A 20,531-nucleotide genomic window follows, 5' to 3' on the forward strand; every position below is an offset into this window, starting at 1 on the left:
GAATCCTACACGCCGCGATCACTCCGCGCGCAGCGCGCGCACGCGATGATCGTCGGAGCCCACGATCAGGAGGCCCTCGGGCGTGATGACCGGCTCGCCGTCGACGTTGCCGTGCGCGCGGAAGAACCAGCGCAGGCGCCCGGCGGGATCGAGCGAGTATACGAAGTCGTCGTCCGCGCCGAAGTAGACGTTCCCGTCGCGATCGACCAGCGGCCCGCTCGACACGCTACCGCCCGACTCGCCCGCCGCGATCGCGAAGCTCCAGCGCTCCTGCCCGCTCGCCGCGTCGAGCGCGACGACGCGCGGATGCGGTGCGAACACGCCCGCGTACACCACGCCCTCGCCGAGCCCCAGCGGCGCGCGCACGTCGCCGTCGACGTCGGTCGACCAGCGCAGCGTTCCGTCGCGATGCAGCGCGTACACGCGATGATCGTCGCTGCCGACGTAGATCGTCCCGTCGTCGCCGATCGCCGGCGAGCCGTCGACGTCGTCGCGGGTGTGGAAGCGCCAGCGCATGCGTCCGTCGGGCGCGATCGCGTAGACGTGATCGTCCTGCGATCCCACGTAGACGGTGCCGTCCTCGTCGATCGCCGGCGTCGAGAACACCTTGAGCCCGGTGCGGAATCGCCAGCGCACCGTGCCTTCGCGATCGACCGCGAACACGTCCTCGCCCGCGCCGAACACGAGTGTTCCGTCGGGCGCGATCGCGACGCCGGTGTCGGCGTCGTCCTCGGTGTCGAGGTGCCACACGACCTCGCCGCTCGCCGCGTCGATCGCGAAGAAGTGATCGGCGTCCGATCCGACGTACACGCGCCCGTCGGCGAGCGCCGCGGTCGAGTAGATCGCGCCGCCGAGATCGCGCCGCCAGCGCACCTCTCCGTCGCGCGAGATCGCGTAGAGGTGGTGATCGTGCGAGCCGACGTAGATCGTCCCGTCGTCGCCGACGACCGGCTGCGCGCTGACGTGCCCGCCGGTCTCGACCTCCCACGCGAGCGCGGCCGATGCCGGGCCGGCGAACGCGCTGCGCGCGGTGTGGCGGCGATCGGATCGGAACTGTCGGGGCGGGCCGGGCTCGGCAGGGCGCGGGGGCGCGCTCGTGATCTCGCCCTCGGCGCGTGCCTGGTGATCGCGCACCGGCGCTTCGTCCGCCGAGCGAGCGCGCGGATCGGGCGCGCGCTCCTGCGTGACGTAGATGACGACCATCGCCGCGATCGCCGCGACCCACATCCCGATGAACGCGAGCCGCCGCCGATCGACCGTCATTGCGGCGGCGCGCTTACCAGATGCGCCTGGCGGCCGCCACCTGTTCGCCCGCCACGCCGCCACCCGATGCCTCGAGAACGCACGAGATCGCACCTCGCGAGGCCGGCACGCGCGATGCGCAGGGCCGGCGCGAGGAGGCGGCGGTGATGCACGTGGTCGAGAGCTTCGCGGGAGACGGGCCGCGCGAGCGTCTGCGGCGCGATGGGCGCGAGGCGCTGAGCGAAGAGGAGCTGGTCGCGCTGGTGCTCGGCACCGGCAGCGCGCGCGAGCCGGTCACCGTGCTCGCGGCGCGCATCGTGCGCGAGATCGGCGGCGCGGCCGGGCTCGCGAAGAGCGGCGTCGGCGCGCTCGCGCGCATCGACGGGCTCGGCGAGTCGAAGGCGATGCGGCTCGTCGCGGCGATCGAGCTCGGCCGCCGCGTGCAGCAGCGGCCGTGGTCGCCCGGGCCGAAGATCGAGACCAGCCGCGACGTCGACGATCTGCTCCGGCCACGGCTCGCCGATCAGGAGGTCGAGCAGTTCGTCGCGCTCGCGCTCGACGCGAAGAACCGCGTGTCGGCCGAGCTGAAGATCGCGGTCGGAGGGCTCTCCGCGTGCCCGGTCGCGCCCGCCGACGTCTTCCGCGCGATCCTGCGCGAAGCCGCGGCGAGCGTGGTGTTCGCGCACAACCATCCGAGCGGTGATTCGACGCCGAGCGCCGACGACATCGCCCTGACCGATCGCCTCGTGCGGGCGGGTGCGCTGCTCGGCGTGCGCGTGCTCGATCACGTCGTGGTGGGGCGCGAAGGCTACTTTTCCTTCGTCGATGCCGGGCTCCTGCCGCGCTCGGCCGGGTGAGGCGCGAGAGGGTCCGAGCACGCGCATCGCTTGACGCGGTTCGTGGCGCGTGCTTATTTCCGCGCCCTGATTTTTCCGGTCCCCGAAGGGCCGGGGCCCCCGGAGGGATGTTCTCGTGAAGCGCACCTATCAGCCGCACCGTACGCGCCGGCTGCGCACCCATGGCTTCCGCGCGCGCATGGCGAGCAAGAACGGCCGCAAGGTCCTCGCCCGTCGTCGCTCCAAGGGCCGCCACAGCCTCGTCCCGAGCGTCTACAAGAAGTAGCCACATGCCCGACGGCGTCGGGAGCGCAGCCCGTCGCGGGGCGACCCCTCGAGAGGGGAACACCTCGTGACGGGCGTCGCGCATGCCGGAGCCGCGGGCCGGGATCGAACGTCCGTTCATGCGGTCGTGCCCCTCGTGATGGGCTCGGCCGCGACGACGTGTCCGCCGAAGAGGCGCACGCTTCGCGTGCGGCTCTCGGTAGCGAGCCCGACCCATCCGAGCATGGCCCCCGACCCCAAGCCCGAGGCGCGAGCGCTCGTCGACGCGTCCCTCGTCGACGCAGCAGCCGCTCACGTCGAGCGCAGCTCGACGCGTGAGACGTTGCGCCCCGACGACCGCCTGAAGCGGCGCGTCGACTTCCGTCGCGTCCAGAGCACGGGACGGAAGATCCATACCCCGCACTTCGTTCTGGCCGTGCTCCCTCGCCCCGAGGGTGGCCCGACGCGGCTCGGCATCACCGTCACGCGCAAGGTCGCGAGCGCGGTGGGCCGCAACCGAGTCAAACGAGTCATGCGCGAGGTCTTCCGCCGCCACCGCGAGCTCTTCCCCGTCGCGTGCGACGTCGTCGCGATCGCGAAGGAGAGCGCCCACACGCTGGGCTTCGCGGACGTGCTCGCGGAGATCCAGGGCGCCCAGCGCGGGCTCGCCGGGGCACACCGCCCGCGGGGACCGCGCCGCGGATCGTACGGAGGAGGCGCGCCGTGATCGCTCGCGCGATGCTCTTCCTGATCCGGATCTACTGGTGGACCCTGTCCCCGCTGATCGGCCAGGTCTGCCGCTTCCAGCCCACGTGCTCGCGCTACACCGCGACGTGCATCGAGCGCTTCGGCGCCGCGCGCGGCGGATGGCTCGGCGTGAAGCGCATCTGTCGGTGCCATCCCTTCCATCCGGGGGGATGGGACCCGCCGCCCGAGCTGCCGTCCGGCGGCTCGGGACCCTCCGCTCCCATCGAGGCGAACGCCGATGCAAGGTGAGAATCAGCGCTCGTTGCCGACGATGCTCCTCGTCGCCGGCGCGTTCTTGGCGATCTACTACGGCGCCCAGTACTTCTTCGGCTCGCCCGAGGAGACCACGCCCGACGGGGGCGAGACCGCCGAGCTGACGCCCGAGCAGCGCGATCAGCGCGATGCCGAGGCGCGCCGCGACTCCGGCGCGCGTCAGGCGCAGCTCGAGACCGGGACGATCACCACGGGCGACATGATCACCACGATCGACAACCTCGGCGGCGGGCTCACCCACGTGCAGCTCACGGCCGAGCGTTATCGCCAGGCCGAAGCGGCGATGGACCTCGTGACGACCGATCGCGAGGAGTACCGCCCGCTGCGCATCGATCTGCCGGGCGTGTCGATCCCCGTCGATGCGGTGTGGGATCTCGAGCAGATCTCGCCCACCGAGGTGCGCCTCACCTGGCAGGGCCGCGGCGTCGAGGTCGTGCGCAGCTTCCGCGCCGGCGAGGGCCCCTACCAGATCTGGCAGACGGTGCGCGTCCGCAACACCGGCAGCACCGAGCGCGATCTGCGCCTGCGCGTGTCGACGTGGCACTACGTCGCGCGCGAGGCCGAGGGTGGCTCGAGCTTCTTCGGCAACCGCTCGCCCGCGATCAGCCAGGGCCTCTGCCGCCACGACGACGAGACCGAGCGCAAGGATCGCGAGGCACTGCTCCAGCGTCACGGCTGGGGCGGCGCGATCGACTTCGTCGCGATCGAGAACACGTACTTCGTGCAGGCGCTCGCGCCGCACGAGACGACCGCCGAGTTCTGCGGCCTGCAGGCGACCAACCGCGGCGACGTCGATGGCGAGCCGCACGGAGCGCTCTTCGAGGCGACGCTGCTCTTCCCGCGCGTCGAGCTCGACGCCGGCGAGCAGCACGTGTGGCAGACGCTCGCGTTCGTCGGCCCGAAGACGCCCGCCGCGCTCGAAGCGGCCGGCCACGATCTGCCCGAGGTCGTGAACCTCGGCACCTTCGCGATGATCGCCCGCGGCTTCGCGTGGCTGCTCACGCAGATCGAGAGCGTCGTCGGCAACTGGGGCCTCGCGATCATCATCCTGACGTTCTTCGTCCGGATCGCGCTCTTCCCGCTGACGGACCGCAGCTTCCGCTCGATGGCGCAGATGCGGAAGCTCAAGCCCGAGATGGACGAGATCAACGCCCGCTTCCCGAACGATCCGGAGAAGAAGCAGGCGGCGATCATGGAGCTGTACCGCAAGCACGGGATCAACCCGCTCGCGCAGCTCGGTGGCTGTCTCCCGGTGCTCTTCCAGATGCCGGTGTTCTTCGCGCTCTACGCGTCGCTCTCGACGAACATCGCGCTCTACCACCAGCCCTTCATGCTCTGGTGGCAGGATCTCTCGGCGCCCGATCCGTTCTTCGTGCTGCCGCTCGCGCTGGGCGCGCTGATGTGGCTGCAGCAGAAGCTGACGCCGACGTCGATGGACCCGGCCCAGGCTCGTGTGATGCAGTTCATGCCGGTCATCGTGACGTTGTTCATGCTCTTCCTTCCGGCGGGTCTCTGCCTGTACATGCTGACCAACTCCGTGCTGGGCATCGGACAACAGAAGCTGAACGAGTGGCGTCTCGGTCGTTCGCAGGCCGCCGCGGTCGCGACCACGGGGGCGACCACCGAGTCGGGGGCGAACGAAGGTGACAAGGGAACGGGGGGCGCCGGCGCGAGCAAGCGCAGCCCCGGGAGGTCGCGTCGTGGGTGACGATCGCAAGCAGGAGCTCGAGGGCGCGCTGCTCCTCGGGGACGACGAGGAGCTCGAGAGCGACTCGGGCGGGACGCGAGGCACGCCGGGCGACGGCAAGGCCGAGGAGGCGATGGAGTTCCTCTCCGGCGTGCTCTACCGGATGGGCCTCGAGACGCGCGTGACGGTGCGCGAGGACGACGAGCAGGTCGTGCTCGACATCCAGGGGGCAGACGCGGGACGCGCGATCGGCAAGAAGGGCGCGACGCTCGACGCGCTGCAGTTCCTCGCGAACAAGGTGGTCAACCGCTTCCCCGACGGGCGTCGCTACATCGTCGTGGACAGCGGCGACTACCGCGAGCGCCACGACGCGAGCCTCGTGAACATGGCGCGTCGCGAGGCGAAGCGCGCGGTCGAGCTCGGCCGCACGGTGACGCTCGAGCCGATGCCGGCGCGCGATCGGCGGCTCATCCACCTCTCGCTCGCGAAATTCCCCGGCGTCTCGACGAAGTCGAACGGCGAGGGCATCGGGCGCCGCATCCAGATCATCCCGGCGCGCCGCAACGGCGGTGGCGGCGGTGGTGGTGGCGGCGGCGGCCGTCGCGATCGCGATCGTGGTCCGCGCGACGATCGTCCTCGCGACGATCGCCCGCGCCGCGACGACTGAGCCTGGGGGGGGGGGAGGCTGCGCGCCTCCCCCGCGTCGCCATGTCTAGCTGCGCTCGAACCGGGCCAGCACGCGCGGCGCGCCGCTCCACGGCAGCGTGTAGCTCTCACGATGGGTGAGCCTCGCGCTCGCCGCCGTCGTGGGCGGCTCGCCCGCGGTGAAGACGAGGCAGCTCGGCGCGAGCGCGAGGCCGGTCTCGAGCCACACCTCGGGCGCGAACGTCGCGCGCGCCGACGCGACGTCGTGCGCACCGAGCGCGCTCGCGTTGCCGGGCTCGACGCGCCCCTCGACCGCGCGCACGCGCGACGCGAGATCGAGCGAGCCGATCACGGTGCGCAGGAACGCGACGCGCTTGCGCAGCGGCTCGACCATCGTGAGCGTCACGTCCGGCCGGAGCAGCGCGAAGGGCAGGGCGGGCGCGCCCGCGCCCGAGCCCACGTCGATCACCGACGCGCCCTCCGGGACCAGCGTGCGATCCGCCATCACCATCGCGTCGGCGAAGAGCACCTCGGTCATCGCGCGCTCCTCGCGCGCCGCGGTGAGATCGAGACGCGCGTTCCAGGTGCGCACCAGCGCGCCGAAGCGATCGAGCGCATCGCGTCGTGCCGCGTCGAGCGGGCGACCCAGGGAACGCGCGAGCTCGTCGATGCGTGCAGTGCTCATCGCTCTTCGTACCAGTCGTCGTGGTTCGAGAGCGCGTGACAGCGCAGGCACTGCGTCACGCGCCACTTCCTCGCGCAGGCCGGGCAGCGGCCGCGCGTGTCGAACGTGTTCCACACGTGCAGGCACTCGCACTGCCAGCGATCCGTCGAGCGCGGCTCCCACCCGCACTTCGGACAGCGGATGCGCGGCCCGCGATCGCGCGTGCCGAGGAGATCCTCGAGATCCACGCCGCCGTCGCCTGCGCCGCCATCGTCCGCGCGTCGCACTTCGAGGAGCATCGCGCGCAAGCTGTGCGGCGCCCTCGGACCCGTCAAGCGACGTGCTCCGACGTGCGGTGGCGACGCGAGGAGCGGACCCTATACTCGCCTCATCGTGAGCCAGCGAGAGCCCGAGCTGCCCCTGTCGGTGCAGGTGCACGAGCGAGGCGACGCCGCGCTCGAAGGTGTGCTGCGACTGATCGACGAGGCCGCGCGCCCGCGCCCGCTGAGCGAGGTGCTCGCGGCGCTGTGCGCCGAGGTCTCGCAGATCGTCGGGTGCGAGATCGTCAGCATCTACCTGCGCGAGAAGCACGACGACGGCGAGGACCTGCGCATCGCCGCGAACGTCGGCTTCCCCGCGGGCGCGATCCAGAAGATCCGCCTGCACGTGGGCGAGGGCATCGTCGGTCACGTCGCGCAGAAGCTGCGCCCGGTGTCGGTCGAGCTCGCGCCGACCGATCCGCGCTTCAAGGCGTTCCCCGAGCTCGGTGAGGAGCGCTATCCGATCTTCCTCGCGGTGCCGCTGCTCGTCGGTCGTCGCGCCGAGGGCGTGATGGTCCTGCAGCGCTCGCGCGAGCGCTGGACCGCCGAAGAGGTCGTGCTCGCCACCGCGCTCGCGAGCTCGTTCGCGTACGCGCTCGAGCGTGCGCGTGTGCGGCGCAGCGAGGTCTCGCCGTCGAAGGAGTCGCGCCGCGCACGCCTCGAGGGCGAGGCGGTGTCGCCCGGCAGCGAGCTCGGGCGCGTCGAGACGCTGCCGACCTTCGAGGGCCTCGCGGCGCGCTGGGCGACGATGGAGGCGGAGCAACCCGTCGACGTCGGCGTCGCGGCGACGTGGCGTGCGTCGCGCGTGAAGGACGCGTTCGAGACGCTGGTGCGCGACCTGTCGAAGGCGCGCAAGAAGGTCGCGCCGAAGCTCGACGCCGCGCAGCGCACGGCGCTCGAGTCACTCGCGCTGCTCGAGTCGGACTCGCGCTTCCTCGAGATGCTCGCGGAGGAGGGCGCGAAGGGCGGCAACATCCCGCTCGCGCTCCGCAAGGTCGCGCGCGAGTACGCGCAGGCGCCCTACAAGAGCACGGTCGCGGGCTCGGTGCAGGGCTGGCTCGCCGAGCGCGCCGAAGAGGTCGAGGAGCTCTGCCTGCTCATCGCCGCGCGCTCGGTCGGCGAGCGCGTCCCCACGGGCAGCGCGGCGCTGCTGGTGCCCGAGCGCCTCTCGGCGGTGGTCGCGCTCGCCGCGGTCGCGCACAAGACCGCGGCGATCGCGGTGGGCAACAGCGTCGAGCCGAACGCGCTCGGTCCGGCGATCGCGCGCGCCGCGGGCGTGCCGGCGGTCTCGGGCGTCGGCGGCCTCTTCGCGTGGGCGCGCGCCGGTGACGTCGTGCTCGTCGAGGGCGACGAAGGCGTGGTGCGCGTGAACCCGTCGGCCACGCAGATCGCGCGCTTCCGTCAGAAGGAACGGGTGGCGCGCGAGACCGTGTCGCCCCCGCCGGGCGAAGGTGGCGAGGAGCCGCCGCGAGGATGAGCGGCGTGGTGCTGCTCGCGATCGCGGTCGGCATCGCGCTCCTCGTCGCTACGATCGCGCACTACCGCTACTGGGTGAAGCGGCTCACGGTGCCCCTCGAGTACGTGCTCGAGGAGCGCATCGAGACGCCCGACGGCTCCGCGATCGAGCTGCGGCGCCTGCCTCCCTTGCGCGAGCATCCGAGCGGCGAGGTCGAGCCCGCGCCCGAGAAGCTGCCCGAGGCGCTCGCGCGACCGCCGGTGCTGCTGGTGCACGGCATCGGCATCAATCACCAGAACAACGACATGCTCCCGGACCTCTCGCTCGCGCGACACCTCGCGACGGCGGGACGCGACTGCTGGCTCCTCACGCTGCGCACCGGACGCAGCGACGCGCGCCTCCGCGAGCGCAGCCTGATGCGCTTCGAGCGCATGGCGCGACACGATCTCCCGATCGGCATCGCGCGCGTGCTCGAGCTCACCGGCGCGCCGCAGCTCGACTACGTCGGCTTCTCGATGGGCGGCATCCTCCTCTACGGATCGATCTCGCGCACCGTCGATCCCGCGCAGCTCCGCAAGGTCGTGATCATCGGCTCGCCCGCGATCGTGAAGACGCGCTGGCCGCTCGTGCTCTTCGGGTGGACGCGCTTCCTGCCGTGGTGGCTCGTGCCCACGATCCCGCTGCGCCTCGCGGCGCGCATGGTCGCGTTCGTCGCGGACGTCTTCCCGGCCACGCCGCTGCACCGCTTCGTCTACAACCCCGGGAACGTCGAGCGCGGCATCGCGGGCGCGTCGATGATGACGATCCAGGATCTGCCCGCGGCGCTCGCGTACGACCTCGCGTGCTGGGTCGGTCGCGGCGGACCGTGCGACGTCGACGGATGCCCGGTGGTGGAGCGCCTCGAGGACCTCGAGGTCCCAGCGCTCTTCTTCGCGGGCGCGGCGGATCACATCGCACCGCCCGAGAGCGTGCGCGCGGCGTACGACGCGTGGGGCCGCGATCGGCCGGCGGTCGACAAGACGTTCGTCCTGCTCGGTCGCGAGGCCGGCGCCAGCGAGGACTACGGGCACGGCGACCTCGCGATCGGTCGTCGCGCGCGCGAGGAGATCTTCGAGCCGGTCGAAGCGTTCCTCGATCGCTGAGGCGATCACGGTTGGAATTCCGCGGTGCGCTGCGACGACGCAGCGGCATGCGAAGCCGACCAGTCCTGCTCGTCTCGATCCTGATGCTCGCGGCCGCGCTGAACGGCTGCTCTCAATCGCACGATCGCGTCGAGCTGCCCGCGCTCGGCGAGACCGCCGAGATCATGGTCGGCCCGACCGGTGGGACGATCACCCTCACCGGCGTCGAGATCACGATCCCGCCCGGCGCGCTCGCGAGCGATCGCCAGGTGCGCGTCACCGTCGTCGACGAGACGCCGCCTTCGTGGCTCCGCCCGAGCTCGCCGATCCTGCGCTTCGAGCCCGAGGGCCTCGAGTTCGACCGCCCGATCGAGGTGCGCATCCCGTTCACCGGCGACGCGCGCACCGCGACCGTCTTCTGGAGCCAGCGCGAGGGCGACGCGTTCGTGCCGCGCACGACGCGCATCGAGGGGCGCGTCGCGATCGCGGAGAGCACGCACTTCAGCCAGGCGTTCGTCGGCAGTGCCTGCGAGGGCGACGACTGCTGCGATCAGGCGAACGGACAGCTCGACGTCGTGCTGATGGTCGACAACTCGAACTCGATGTCGGAGGAGCAGGCCGCGCTCGCCGCGCAGATCCCGCGCCTCGCGCGCGCACTCGCGAGCGGCGACGCGAACGGCGACGGCGTGCAGGACTTCCCCGCGCTCGAGAGTGTGCGCGTGGGGATCGTGTCGAGCGATATGGGTGTCGCGGGCGGCTCCATCCCGACGTGCGAGAGCGGCTCGGGCGGCGCGATGTTCGGTGATGACGGCGTGCTGCGAATCCACGGGAACACCTCGTTGCCCGGCTGCGACCCGACCTATCCGGCGTTCGCCGAGGTCGGCGCGGACTCGACGAGCGCCGAGATCGAGGGCTTCGTCCGCCACGTGTCGTGCGTCGGCACGATCGGCACCGGCGGCTGCGGCTTCGAGCAGCAGCTCGAGTCGATGCTCAAAGCGGTCACGCCCGCGACGTCGCCGCTGCGCTTCTTCGACGACACCACGGGCCACGCCGACGGCGCCAACGCGGGCTTCGTGCGCGACGAGTCGATGCTGGCAGTGATCATGCTGACCGACGAGGACGACTGCTCCGTGCTCGACCCCGGGCTCGTCGCGGTCGACGGCGAGTACGCATCCGTGGATCTCAACCTGCGCTGCCACTCGTTCCCCGAGGCGGTGCACGACACCCAGCGCTACGTCGACGGCTTGCTCGCGCTGCGCGATCAGCCGGCGGACGTGATCTTCGCGAGCGTCGCCGGCGTGCCCACCGACGCGCTCGTGGGCGATCCCTCGCTCGACACGATCCTGGCGGATGCGCGGATGCAGTCGGTGGTCGATCCCGAGATGCCCACGCGCCTCACGCCGTCGTGCGAAGTGCCGGGCGTGGGCAACGCGTTCCCCCCGCGCCGCATCGTCGAGGTGGCGCGTGATCTCGAGAGCGCCGGCGCATACGGCGTGGTCGGCTCGATCTGCCAGGACGACTTCACCCCGGTGATCGACGCGATCCTGCGCAGCGTCGCGTCGCGCGCGAGCGGCGAGTGCAACTGATCGCGTCGTGACGGGCCCGCGCGAGCGCGTGGCATGCTCGCGCGGGTGCGGCTCGCAGTGCTCGTCTCGATCGTGCTCGTCGCGTGCGAGGAGCCGTCGTCGTGCCCCCAGGGGGCGCTCGATCTCCCCGCGCGCGCCGAGGCGATCACCACGCGCCTCGCGTCCGTCCCCGAAGGCGCTGCGCTGCTCCGCGATCACGACCCGCGCATCTGCTTCGCGGACAGCCCCTCGGTGATCGACGAGCAGACCCACGCTGTGTTGCTCGATCGCGCGCTCGCCGCAGGAGAAGCGGCAGCGCGCCTCGGTCACCTGCTGGTCCACGTGCGCGACGGCTCGCCCTACCGCGACGGCCCCGACTGCGACGTGGTCGTCGCGCGCGCGCTCGACGCCGAAGCGCGCGCTCACGCGCTCGAGCTCGATCTGCGCCGCGCGCTCTCCGTCACGCCGGACGTGCTGCGCTACGAATTCGAGCCGGCGTACTGGGCGGTGCCGGAGCACGAGCGCATCGCGCTCGTCCGCGCGTACCTCGAGTCGCACCCCGACGGCGCGCCCGGCATCGACGCGCTCGCGAGCGGCTATCGCGCCCGCTGCGCGCGATGACTCATCGAAGCCGCGACGCGAGCAGCGACACGAAGCGCGCGCGGAACGCCGGATCCACCGCGAGATCCTGCCGCACCTCGAGCTCGATCGCGCGCCGTCCGTGCGTGCGCGCATGTCGATCCACCACGTGGATCAGCCCCGCGCGCCCCGAGTACGGCTCGTTCGGCGCGACCTTCAGCCCGGCCGCCGCGAACGTGTCGATCAGCTCCGCCGCGAGCGCTTCTTCCTCGTCGAAGAGCACGCCGATCTCGAGCGCGCGCGGCGTGCCTTCGTAGAGCGGCGTGAACGTGTGCATCGCGAGCAGGATCGGCGCGTGCGACGCCGCGACCTCGCGATCCACCGCGGCGTGGAAGGGCCGGTAGTACGCGTCGAGACGGATCTCGCGCTCGGCGGGATCGATCGACGCGTTGAGCTCCACCCGCTCTCCATCCGCGACGTCGCGGAAGAGCGTCGGCGAGCCCTCGGGCCGATTCGGATCTGCGAGCAACCGCGAGAACCGCGAGAGCACCGCGACCCCACCGATCGCCGCCGCATACTCGCGCGCCAGCTCCGCCGCGCCGAGGTCGTACGCCCAGTGCGTCCCCACCAGCCGCGCCTCGTCGCGCGCGCTCCAGCGCCACGGCTCGGGCAGTCGCTGCGACGCGTGCTCGCAGGTGACCAGCACGCCCGCACCGCTGCCCGCGCGCACGACTTCCCACGCCTCGTCGATCTCGATCGCGTGCATGCGCCCACGGGCTATCACGCCGCATCGCGATGTCGATCAGATCAGGATCGGTCCGCGCTCCACGATCTGCACGCGACGGCCGACGATCTCCTCGCGACCGTCCACCACGCGCCACCACACGACGAGCAGCTCCTGTCCGCTCCACGCGCACGAGACCGCGCGCACGGTGCCGCCCCCGCCGACTCCGACCACGCGCGAGAGCGGCTCGGCGTGCTCGTCGAGCACGACCACCTCGACGCGATCGATCACGTCGGCGCCGCCCCACGGGCCCGGCCCCGAGGGCACGCACACCGCGAGCGCACGCCGCTCGGGCATCGTCGCGATCGCGGGCCGCACGCCGCGCGCAGTGGTGCGCGCGATCGCGAGCGGGCCCGCGACGACACGCCCGGCGAGCGGATCGGTGATCGCGACGTGCACCTGCACGCCGTCCATCGCGGCGACCGCGACGCGCACGTCGTCGTCGTCCCGCGCGCTCAGCCGCGCGCTCTCGACCGCGCCGCGCGACCAGACGTTCGCGGTCATCACGCGCAGCTCCTCGCTCGCGCCGTGCTCGTCGATCACGCGCTGCACGATGCCCTCGCGATCGACCCACGCCACGATCGCGCGCTCGCCGGCCGCGACGACGCGCGCCGAGCTCGCCGCGTCGTCGGTCCACACCGCGCGCACGCTCGCGCGCCCGAGCGAGCCGTCGAGCACGTCCGACACCACGAGCACGCTCCGCGTCGCGTCCGACGCATCGCTCACGATCCACCAGCGCTCGGCGTCGCGCGCGAGGTCGGCATCGATGCCGATCACCTCGGTCGCGCCCTCGACCACGCCGTCCGCGCCGAGCCACGACACCATGCTCCGGCCCGGTGTCGCGCCCACCGCCGCGACGCCGCGCTGACACGCGTCGGCATCGAGCCCGGTGACGTTCCCGCCGCCGTCCTCGCGCTGCTCGACCGCACGCACCCGCCCGTCGCGCGCGAGCACCGCGACCCGCTCGCCCCACGCCACGTTCCACGCGGCGCCGTCCCACGCGACGTGCGGCAGACCGACCCCGCGCGCGAGCGCGATCTCGCCCGACGCCGGGGCGACGGTCACGCGATCGCGCCACGGGTACGCGCGCTCGTCCTCCTGCGCGATCACCGTCTCGCAGCCGGGGCCCTCGTGGGCCTCGTAGCAGCCCGCGAGCAGCGCGAGCGACACGACCCCGAGCACCCGCGAAGTGAGCGCCATCCCACGCGAGTCGGCCGGACCACCGGCCGTTTCCAACCCCGTCGGATCGTGTCAGCGCCGGGCCGCGATCGCGTCGCGGTATCCCTCGCGGAACGTCGGGTACAGCGGCGCCCAACCGGTCGCGCGCAACCGCGCGTTCCGACAGCGCTTCTGGGTGCCGCGCCCCCGCTCGCCCGCGCTCTCCTCGAAGGGCGGCTCGGGCATGCCGAGCTCGGCCGCGACCCAGCGGTACACGTCGGCGAGATCCGTCGGCTCGTCGTCGACGCCCACGTAGGCCGGCTCGACCGCGTCGATCTCGAGCAGCCGCTCGATCGCGCTCGCTGCGTCGTCGCGGTGGATGCGGTTCGTCCATCGGGGCGCCCGAGGGAGCCTCGCCGTGCCCTCGGCGACCATCCGCACCATCCGATCGCGTCCCGGCCCGTAGATGCCGGCCAGGCGCAGCGTGACCCCTTCGGCGAACCCCTCGCGCACGACGCGCTCGCCCTCGAGCAGCCAGCGCGCGGTGCCGGTCGCGCTCGTGTCCGACGACTCGTCGACCCAGCCGCCGTCGTCCTGCGCGTAGACCGCCGTGCTCGTCGTCAGCACCGCGCGTCGCACGTCGGCGCCGGCCTCGCGCAGCGCGTCCCGCACGTTCTCGAGCCCGGTCACGTACGCGCCGCGGTACGCATCGTCGCCGCCACCGTCGGGCCCCACGGCGTACACCAGCCGATCGACGTCGCGCGGCAGCCGCAGCGCCGCGCGATCCCGCAGATCCGCCGCGATCGGCACCACGCCCTCGGGCAGCTCGCGAGTGCTGCGACGGAGCGCGAGCACCTTCTCGCCGCGCGCCACCAGCCGGGTCGCGAGCGCGCTCCCGACGTAGCCGCACCCGGCGATCAGGACCGCGCCCACGTGTCAGGGCTCGGCGGTGACGTCGGGCGAGCGCTTCTTCGCGGGGCGGCTCTCCTCCGCCTCCGCTCCGTCGCCGTCGTCGCCCTTCTTCGCGCTGGCCTTCTTGGCGGCGGCCTTCTTGGTGCTCGCCTTCTTCGCGGCCTTCTTGGCGGGCGCCTTCTTCTCGGCCGCGGGCTTCTCGCTCGCCGCCGCCTTCGCCTTCGCGCCGCCACGGCCGCGCTTGCTCTTCGTGCTCGGGCCGCGCTCGCGACGCTCCGCGAGCAGCTCCTGCGCGCGCTCCGGCGTGATGCCGTCGATGGTGTCGCCCTTGCGCAGCGACGCGACGGTGTCGCCATCGCTCACGTACGGACCGAAGCGGCCCTCGCGCAGCACGATCGGCTTCTGGCTCACCGGATCGACGCCGAGCTCCTTGAGCGGCCCGGTCGCCGCCGCGCGACGCGGGCCGCGCGTCTTCGGCTGCGCGAGCAGGGCCAGCGCCTGCTCGGTCGTGACCGTGAAGATCTGATCTTCGCTCTCGAGGCTCCGGCTCTCCGTGCCCTTCTGCACGTACGGCCCGTAGCGCCCGTTCTGCGCGGTGATCGCCACGCCGTCGGCGGGATCGTTGCCCACCGTGCGGGGCAGCGAGAGCAGCTTGAGCGCCTGCTCGAGCGTCAGCGTGTCCGCCTTCATGCTCGAGAAGAGCGACGCCGTCTTCGGCTTCTCGCCGTCCTTCGTCGCCTCGCCGAGCTGCACGTACGTGCCGAAGCGCCCGGCCTTCACGAACACCGACAGGCCCGTCTCGGGATCCTTGCCGACCTCGCGATCGCCGCTCGGGGCCGTGAGCAGCGCGAGCGACTTCTCCACCGTGAGCTCGTCGGGCGCGAGCTCCTCGGGGATCGACACCGTGTCCTCGCCGCGCTGCAGGTACGGGCCGTAGCGCCCGACGCGCGCGACGATCTCGACGCCGTTCGGATCGACCCCGATCGGGATCGAGTTCACCGCGCGGGCGTCGATCTCTCCGAGGTTCTCGGAGACCATCGTCTTGAGCCCGTTGTCGCCGCCCGCGCCGTTCGGCCCTTCGTTCGCCGCCTCACCGAAGTAGAAGCGACGCAGCCACGGCACCGCGTTCTGCGCGCCGTTCGCGATCTCGTCGAGATCGTCCTCCATGCGCGCGGTGAACGCGTAGTCGACGAGCTCGGGGAAGTGCTTCTCGAGCAGCGAGACCACCGCGAACGCCGTCCACGAGGGATAGAGCGCGGTGCCCTTCTTGAACACGTAGCCGCGGTCCTGGATCGTCGAGAGCGTCGACGCGTAGGTCGACGGGCGTCCCACGCCCAGCTCCTCGAGCCGGCGCACCAGCGACGCTTCCGTGTAGCGCGCCGGCGGCTGGGTCTCGTGCCCGTTCGCCTTCAGCTCGCGCGCGACGAGCGACTCGCCCTCGACCAGCTCGGGCAGGTGCTTCTCGCGGCTCTCGAGCTCCGCCTCGGGATCGTCCGAGCCCTCGACGTACGCGCGATAGAAGCCCGCGAACTGGATCGTGTTGCCCGAGACCGAGAATTCGACGTCGCGCCCGTCGCGCGCCTTGCCCGCGATCTTCACGACGATGCTCTCGCCGCGCACGTCCTGCATCTGCGACGCGACGGTGCGCTTCCAGACGAGCTCGTAGACCTTCGCCTCGTCGGGCCCGACCTCGCGCGAGACGTCCTCGGGCGTCTTCCAGGTGTCGCCCGCGGGACGGATCGCCTCGTGAGCCTCCTGCGCGTTCTTCACCTTGTTCGCGTAGGTGCGGGGCGCGCTCGGCACGTACTCGCGGCCGTACATCTCCTCGATGAGCCGCCGCGCCGCGGTGAGCGCCGCCTCCGACAGCGTCGTGCTGTCGGTACGCATATAGGTGATGTAGCCGTTCTCGTAGAGGCGCTGCGCCGCCTTCATCGTGCGCGACGTGCTGAAGCGCAGCTTGCGCCCCGCCTCCTGCTGCAGCGTCGACGTCATGAACGGCGCCGAGGGCGAGCGCTTGTACGGCTTGCGCTCCACCGAGCGCACCGTCATCGGCTGGCCGCGGAGGCCATCGGCGAGCGTCTTCGCCTGCGCCTCGTCGAGCAGCACGACGTCGCTCTTGGTGAGCTTGCCGTTCTCGTTGAAGTCCTTGCCGCTCGCGACGCGCGCGCCGCCGACCGACACCAGGCCCGCGTCGAACGTCGAGCCGTCCTTCTTCCCGATCAGCGCGTCGAGGTCCCAGTACTTCGCGGTCACGAAGCGCATGCGCTCGCGCTCGCGCTCCACCAGCACGCGCGTCGCCACGCTCTGCACGCGGCCCGCCGACAGCTTCGGCAGGATCTTCTTCCAGAGGACCGGCGAGACCTCGTACCCGAAGAGCCGGTCGAGGATGCGCCGCGCCTCCTGCGCCTCGACGAGACGGCGGTCGATCTCGCGCGGCGACGAGAGCGCCTGCTGGATCGCCTTCCGCGTGATCTCGTGGAAGACCATGCGCCGCACCGGGACCTTCGGCTGCAGCACCTCGTAGAGGTGCCACGCGATGCTCTCTCCCTCGCGATCTTCGTCGGTTGCGAGGTAGAGCTCGTCGGCGTCCTTGAGGAGCTGCTTGAGCCGCTGGATGTGCTGCTTCTTGTCGGCGTCGACGACGTAGAGCGGCTTGAAGTCGTTCTCGACGTCCACGCCCAGCTTCGCCCACGGCACCTTCTTGAGGGCCGGCGGGACGTCGTCCGCGCTCTTCGGCAGGTCGCGGATGTGCCCGATCGAGCTCTCCACGACGTACCCGTCGCCGAGGAAGCCCGCGATGGTGCGGGCCTTGGCGGGGGACTCGACGATGACGAGGGACTTGGTCACGGCGGTGTATCCCGAGGCGGCTGGTTCCCGAAAGAGCGAGCGGAGCAGCGCGGAAACGCAGTCCTGGTGGCGTCCTACGGGCCTGTCGACCCGCGGGGCGCGCACCCTGCCACGCTCCCGCGCAGAGGTCCACCCCCTCCCCCGGAGCCGTTTCCGGAAGGAGGGCGAGGCGTCGGGTGTCTTGCCCGGGCCTCATCGAGGCGCATGATTCCGCTCCTTCGGTCCCAGAAGCTCCCCGTTCCAGGACGACCATGAGCCGCCCCACGAACGCCGCCACCGCCCTCACGGCCGTGCTCGCGCTCGCCTCGCTCGGCCTCGCGGGCACCACCTTCTACCTCCACCAGCAGCAGTCCGAAGAGCTCGCGCGGTTGCGCGCCGAAGCTGCGCAGCGACCGCCGACGCTCCCCGGAACGCCCACACCGCCGCCGGTGCGCGCCCCGCTCCCAGCGGCCGCCGACGTGTCGAGCGCGTCGATGGCCGACGTCGTCGAGCGGGTCCTTCCGGCAGTCGTGAACATCGCCACGACCCGCGGCGGCGTGCGCGGCGGGAGCCCCTACGGGCCGACGGGTGGCCACGGGGCCGACTCGCTCGGCTCGGGCGTGATCGTCGACGCCGGCGGGCTGGTGGTCACGAACCACCACGTCGTCGCCAGCGGCGGCACGATCCTCGTGACGCTCTCCGACGGCCACGAGTATCCGGCGACGATCGTCGGCGCCGACCCCCAGACCGACATGGCGCTGCTGCGCCTGCAGGGCGTCGAGGGACCGCTCACCCCGATCCCCTACGGCGACTCGAGCCAGCTCCGGCAGGGCGACGTCGTGCTGGCGATCGGCAACCCGTTCGGCGTCGGGCAGACGGTCACGATGGGGATCGTGTCGGCGACCGGCCGCGCCGACATGGGCATCGCGGAGTACGAGGACTTCGTGCAGACCGACGCCGCGATCAACCCGGGCAACTCGGGCGGCGCGCTGATCTCGATGCGCGGCGAGCTCGTCGGCATCAACACCGCGATCCTCAGCCGCACCGGGGGCAGTCACGGCATCGGCTTCTCGATCCCGTCGAACATGCTGCGCCCGATCGTCGAGAGCCTGCTGCGCCACGGGAAGGTCGTGCGCGGATGGCTCGGGGTGACGATCCAGGACATCACGCCCGACCTCGCGAGCGCGATGGGCCTCGATGCGCCGCGCGGCGTGATCGTGACCGGCATCGAGCCGGGGAGCCCCGCGGAGCAGGCGGGCGTGGCGCGCGGGGATCGCATCGAGCGGCTCGACGCGGAGCGGCTCCTGTCGTCGGCGCAGCTGCGCAACCTCGTGGCGACGCGGGGTGCGGGCGCGCGGATCCAGCTGGCGATCGCGCGCGGCGGGGACCGGCGCACGCTCGAGGTCGCGCTCGGAGAGCGACCGCCGGTCGCGCTGCAGGCGCCGGTCGCGCCCACCGTGCCGCCGCAGGCGCGCACGCCCGATCCGCGCGGGCTTCCGTTCGGATTGCCGCCGGGGCTCGTCCCGGGCGTGCCCGGCCTGAACGACCCGAGCATGGGTGCGCAGCCCAGCGTCCCCCGTGATCTGCGGGGCGCGGACGTCGGCGGTCTGCAGGTCGTCGATCTCGATACCCGGGTGCGCGCGATGCTGGGCATTCCGGCCGACGTGCGCGCGGGCGCGGTCGTCGTCGCGCTGCGTCCGGGATCGTCGGGCGAGCAGGCGGGCCTGCAGCCCGGCGACGTCGTGGTCGAGGTGAACCGCACGCCCGTGAGCGGCGTGGCGCAGCTCCAGCACGAGTACGCACGGGCAGGCGGCAACGCGGTGCTCCTGGTGCGGCGAGGCGCGGCGAGCCTCTACGTGCTGATGCGCTGACGACGACACCAATCGCCCGACACGATGCAGCCGCATTGCGATCGCCTCGGTCGCGAGGAGGCTTCCATGCGTTCGTCCTGTCAGCCGTCGTTGCTTTGCTCGCGATCGCATCCGGCTGACGCCACTTCGGTGCGGCGAGCGACTGGTCGAAGATCCCGATCAGCGCGTGTCTGCCCGAGCGGCGGTCTATGCCGCGAAGGGCTCTTCTACCTCGACCGGAGCGTCTCCCCGCTCGACGGGATGACGCGCGACTACAACTGCCACGCGACGCACTCCGCCGACATCACGTTCCTCGCGGCGTCCACGGTTTCGTGCGCGCGCCGGACAACGTGCTGGCGCGATGTCCGCCCGGCGTGCGGCGACGAGGGGAACGCATCGATCGGCGGCGTCGCGGGCGCCGGCACGTGTGTCTGGGCGGGCGAACGTCGAACCAGCCGCTGTCGCTGACGACGAAGCTCGGAACCGCGATTGCGCGGTCCCGAGCTCCGTGTCGATCTCAGGCTGTTCAGCCCGTCGGCAGGCAGATTCGCTGCGCCTCGCCTGCGACGATCGGCTTGCAGCTGAACCCGACCAAGCACTCGTCGTCGTTGACGCACGTCTCGAAGCAGACGCGCGGCGAGCCCGAGTACTGCACGCAGGTTCCAGGACGACCCGAAGGCGTGATGGGGCAGTCAGCGACGCTGTCGCACTCGCTCGTGCAGACACCCGCGGCGACTCCATCGACCTCGAACTGGAAGCAGCCCTGCGTGAGCTCCGAGCACTGGTCGGGATTCGCGCCGAACGGGCAACCGTTGTACGGCGGGATGCCCGGCGGGTCACCGCTGCCGGGCAGGCACGCGCCACCGCCGCCGCTCACCGTCGTGCAACCCCATCCGGCGTCGCACATCGCGTTGCCGACGCACGGCTCAAGACAGATGCCGCTCTCGCAGACGCCGCCGTTCGGGCAGCTCGCGTCGCTGGAGCAGCTGCGCGTGCACTCGCGACCCGACACGCCCGCGAACTCGATGTCGCGGCATGCGTCCGCCGGGTCGGCACAGTCGTCGTCGACCGCGCACGGGCTGTACGTCGGCGCGAGGGGCGTCGACGAACCCGGTAGACAGATGTCGAACGACGACGCTCCGTCCGTGACGGGCGTGCACGACCAGCCCGGCTCGCAGATCGCGTCGGTGACGCAGGTCTGGTAGCAGAACGAGTTCACGCCATCGAACGACACGCACGCTCCGCTACCCGGGCAGTCGCTATCGAAGTTGCACGTCGAAGTGCACATCGAGTCGCTGGTGCCAGCGCTCGGGTTGTTCACCGAGACGCAGCTGTCGAAGGCGTCACTGCAGTCACTGGTGCTGACGCAGGTCTCGTAGGTCGATGACCCCGTCACGACGACCTTGCATCCCGAGGCCAGCAGCACAGTGGCGATGCAGACCGTCGCGAGGGCTAGTTTTCTCATATCCCGCAAAACCTCCGCCGCGAGCATCTCATGATCCTCGCGAGCTGCACAGGACGCAACGATCCGCGAACCCATTCAAGGGGACGCTTGATCTCGTTGCGACGGGTCTCGGCGCTTGCTACGGTCGCGTGCCCGCG

19 protein-coding genes are annotated in these 20,531 nt (G+C 71.9%); 11 read left to right on the top strand and 8 right to left on the bottom strand.

Annotated elements, in window-relative coordinates; genetic code table 11:
• Positions 1 to 18: 18 nt before the first annotated feature.
• A complete protein-coding gene (locus I5071_RS04280) occupies positions 19 to 1,263 on the bottom strand; it encodes a PQQ-binding-like beta-propeller repeat protein (RefSeq protein ID WP_236604098.1) in 1,245 nt (414 codons plus the stop codon).
• A gap of 146 nt (positions 1,264 to 1,409) precedes the next feature.
• Between I5071_RS04280 and radC the strand changes: the two genes are divergently transcribed.
• From radC to I5071_RS04310, 6 genes are all read left to right on the top strand, one after another.
• Positions 1,410 to 2,099, top strand: coding sequence for a RadC family protein (radC, locus tag I5071_RS04285; protein ID WP_236607616.1), 690 nt, complete (start codon positions 1,410 to 1,412; stop codon positions 2,097 to 2,099).
• A 115-nt stretch (positions 2,100 to 2,214) separates the two neighbouring features.
• Positions 2,215 to 2,364 carry a 50S ribosomal protein L34 gene (gene rpmH / locus I5071_RS04290; RefSeq protein WP_236604099.1) on the top strand — a complete coding sequence of 50 codons (150 nt, stop codon included), beginning with the start codon at positions 2,215 to 2,217 and terminating at the stop codon, positions 2,362 to 2,364.
• A gap of 186 nt (positions 2,365 to 2,550) precedes the next feature.
• Positions 2,551 to 3,069 carry a ribonuclease P protein component gene (rnpA, locus tag I5071_RS04295; RefSeq protein ID WP_236604100.1) on the top strand — a complete coding sequence of 173 codons (519 nt, stop codon included), beginning with the start codon at positions 2,551 to 2,553 and terminating at the stop codon, positions 3,067 to 3,069.
• An 11-nt stretch (positions 3,070 to 3,080) separates the two neighbouring features.
• The gene (yidD, locus tag I5071_RS04300; RefSeq protein ID WP_236607617.1) at positions 3,081 to 3,338 is read left to right on the top strand and encodes a membrane protein insertion efficiency factor YidD; all 258 of its coding nucleotides are present in this window, start codon (positions 3,081 to 3,083) and stop codon (positions 3,336 to 3,338) included.
• A 22-nt stretch (positions 3,339 to 3,360) separates the two neighbouring features.
• A complete protein-coding gene (yidC, locus tag I5071_RS04305) occupies positions 3,361 to 5,070 on the top strand; it encodes a membrane protein insertase YidC (RefSeq protein ID WP_236607618.1) in 1,710 nt (569 codons plus the stop codon).
• Positions 5,063 to 5,716 carry a protein jag gene (locus I5071_RS04310; RefSeq protein WP_236604101.1) on the top strand — a complete coding sequence of 218 codons (654 nt, stop codon included), beginning with the start codon at positions 5,063 to 5,065 and terminating at the stop codon, positions 5,714 to 5,716. The genes yidC and I5071_RS04310 overlap by 8 nt, the downstream gene beginning before the upstream one ends.
• A gap of 45 nt (positions 5,717 to 5,761) precedes the next feature.
• Here I5071_RS04310 and I5071_RS04315 read toward each other — a convergent pair whose 3' ends face one another.
• Entirely contained in the window at positions 5,762 to 6,379 is a 618-nt protein-coding gene (locus I5071_RS04315; protein ID WP_236604102.1) for a 16S rRNA (guanine(527)-N(7))-methyltransferase RsmG, read from the bottom strand.
• On the bottom strand, positions 6,376 to 6,657 hold the full coding sequence (locus I5071_RS04320; protein ID WP_236604103.1) for a hypothetical protein: 282 nt from the start codon (positions 6,655 to 6,657) through the stop codon (positions 6,376 to 6,378). The genes I5071_RS04315 and I5071_RS04320 overlap by 4 nt, the downstream gene beginning before the upstream one ends.
• Positions 6,658 to 6,751: 94 nt before the next feature.
• On the opposite strand from I5071_RS04320, the gene I5071_RS04325 reads away from it, so the two are divergent.
• From I5071_RS04325 to I5071_RS04340, 4 genes are read left to right on the top strand one after another with little or no spacing between them, the layout of a single operon-like run.
• Positions 6,752 to 8,155 carry a GAF domain-containing protein gene (locus I5071_RS04325; protein ID WP_236604104.1) on the top strand — a complete coding sequence of 468 codons (1,404 nt, stop codon included), beginning with the start codon at positions 6,752 to 6,754 and terminating at the stop codon, positions 8,153 to 8,155.
• The gene (locus I5071_RS04330) at positions 8,152 to 9,276 is read left to right on the top strand and encodes a lipase family alpha/beta hydrolase (RefSeq protein WP_236604105.1); all 1,125 of its coding nucleotides are present in this window, start codon (positions 8,152 to 8,154) and stop codon (positions 9,274 to 9,276) included. The genes I5071_RS04325 and I5071_RS04330 overlap by 4 nt, the downstream gene beginning before the upstream one ends.
• 47 nt (positions 9,277 to 9,323) lie before the next feature.
• Entirely contained in the window at positions 9,324 to 10,841 is a 1,518-nt protein-coding gene (locus I5071_RS04335; RefSeq protein WP_236604106.1) for a hypothetical protein, read from the top strand.
• 45 nt (positions 10,842 to 10,886) lie between these two features.
• Positions 10,887 to 11,441: a hypothetical protein gene (locus I5071_RS04340; protein WP_236604107.1), complete on the top strand. Its 555-nt coding sequence runs from the start codon at positions 10,887 to 10,889 to the stop codon at positions 11,439 to 11,441.
• Position 11,442: 1 nt separating this feature from the next.
• On the opposite strand, the gene I5071_RS04345 is transcribed toward I5071_RS04340, so the two are convergent.
• The 4 genes from I5071_RS04345 to topA are packed head-to-tail and all read right to left on the bottom strand — an operon-like array spanning position 11,443 to position 17,100.
• Positions 11,443 to 12,165 (bottom strand): N-formylglutamate amidohydrolase, encoded by a 723-nt coding sequence (locus tag I5071_RS04345; RefSeq protein WP_236604108.1) that lies wholly within the window; start codon positions 12,163 to 12,165, stop codon positions 11,443 to 11,445.
• 36 nt (positions 12,166 to 12,201) lie between these two features.
• A complete protein-coding gene (locus tag I5071_RS04350) occupies positions 12,202 to 13,383 on the bottom strand; it encodes a hypothetical protein (protein ID WP_236604109.1) in 1,182 nt (393 codons plus the stop codon).
• A 51-nt stretch (positions 13,384 to 13,434) separates the two neighbouring features.
• Entirely contained in the window at positions 13,435 to 14,274 is an 840-nt protein-coding gene (locus I5071_RS04355) for an SDR family oxidoreductase (protein ID WP_236604110.1), read from the bottom strand.
• A 3-nt stretch (positions 14,275 to 14,277) separates the two neighbouring features.
• Positions 14,278 to 17,100, bottom strand: coding sequence for a type I DNA topoisomerase (gene topA / locus I5071_RS04360; protein ID WP_236604111.1), 2,823 nt, complete (start codon positions 17,098 to 17,100; stop codon positions 14,278 to 14,280).
• A 251-nt stretch (positions 17,101 to 17,351) separates the two neighbouring features.
• Between topA and I5071_RS04365 the strand changes: the two genes are divergently transcribed.
• A complete protein-coding gene (locus I5071_RS04365; protein WP_236604112.1) occupies positions 17,352 to 18,950 on the top strand; it encodes a trypsin-like peptidase domain-containing protein in 1,599 nt (532 codons plus the stop codon).
• A gap of 505 nt (positions 18,951 to 19,455) precedes the next feature.
• Here I5071_RS04365 and I5071_RS04370 read toward each other — a convergent pair.
• Entirely contained in the window at positions 19,456 to 20,325 is an 870-nt protein-coding gene (locus I5071_RS04370; protein ID WP_236604113.1) for a hypothetical protein, read from the bottom strand.
• Positions 20,326 to 20,531: the final 206 nt, after the last annotated feature.

The sequence above is a fragment of the Sandaracinus amylolyticus genome (genome assembly GCF_021631985.1).
GTDB lineage: Bacteria > Myxococcota_A > Polyangia > Polyangiales > Sandaracinaceae > Sandaracinus > Sandaracinus amylolyticus_A.

Coding starts and splice junctions, on each gene's coding strand:
- I5071_RS04280 (WP_236604098.1), bottom strand. CDS start 1,263: ATGACGGTCGATCGGCGGCGGCTCGCGTTCATCGGGATGTGGGTCGCG.
- radC (WP_236607616.1), top strand. CDS start 1,410: ATGCACGTGGTCGAGAGCTTCGCGGGAGACGGGCCGCGCGAGCGTCTG.
- yidD (WP_236607617.1), top strand. CDS start 3,081: ATGCTCTTCCTGATCCGGATCTACTGGTGGACCCTGTCCCCGCTGATC.
- yidC (WP_236607618.1), top strand. CDS start 3,361: ATGCTCCTCGTCGCCGGCGCGTTCTTGGCGATCTACTACGGCGCCCAG.
- I5071_RS04315 (WP_236604102.1), bottom strand. CDS start 6,379: ATGAGCACTGCACGCATCGACGAGCTCGCGCGTTCCCTGGGTCGCCCG.
- I5071_RS04320 (WP_236604103.1), bottom strand. CDS start 6,657: ATGCTCCTCGAAGTGCGACGCGCGGACGATGGCGGCGCAGGCGACGGC.
- I5071_RS04330 (WP_236604105.1), top strand. CDS start 8,152: ATGAGCGGCGTGGTGCTGCTCGCGATCGCGGTCGGCATCGCGCTCCTC.
- I5071_RS04335 (WP_236604106.1), top strand. CDS start 9,324: ATGCGAAGCCGACCAGTCCTGCTCGTCTCGATCCTGATGCTCGCGGCC.
- I5071_RS04345 (WP_236604108.1), bottom strand. CDS start 12,165: ATGCACGCGATCGAGATCGACGAGGCGTGGGAAGTCGTGCGCGCGGGC.
- I5071_RS04350 (WP_236604109.1), bottom strand. CDS start 13,383: ATGGCGCTCACTTCGCGGGTGCTCGGGGTCGTGTCGCTCGCGCTGCTC.
- I5071_RS04365 (WP_236604112.1), top strand. CDS start 17,352: ATGAGCCGCCCCACGAACGCCGCCACCGCCCTCACGGCCGTGCTCGCG.